1 protein-coding gene is annotated in these 301 nt (G+C 64.8%); it reads left to right on the top strand.

Features of this window, described 5'->3' with window-relative positions:
- Window positions 1–301, top strand: a 301-nt coding sequence (locus AO068_RS03840) for an AMP-binding protein (protein WP_152999734.1), incomplete at both ends; no start/stop codon positions are given.

The following is a 301-nucleotide window of genomic DNA, read 5'->3' as shown; positions in this document are numbered from 1 at the left end:
CTCAGCAGTGCGCGATCTGCCGGTGGTGCCGGAAGCCGAACGGACGGAGCTGCTGGTGGCGTTCAACGACACCGCGCGGGACTATCCGCAGCAACAAACCGTGCATAGCCTGTTTGAAGCTCAGGTGCGGGCGTGCCCCGAGGCTTGTGCGGCAATCCACGACGGCGTTGCAGTGAGCTATGCCGAGCTCAACACTCGGGCCAACCGTCTGGCGCGGCATCTGCTGGGGCTTGGTGTGCAGCCGGGTGACAGCGTGGCGATTTTGCTGGAGCGCAGCCATGACCTGCTCGCCAGTCAACTG

Origin of the sequence: Pseudomonas sp. ICMP 3272 (genome assembly GCF_001466905.1) — a bacterium.
Classification (GTDB): domain Bacteria; phylum Pseudomonadota; class Gammaproteobacteria; order Pseudomonadales; family Pseudomonadaceae; genus Aquipseudomonas; species Aquipseudomonas amygdali.
This window is presented reverse-complemented; position numbering and strand designations above follow the sequence as displayed.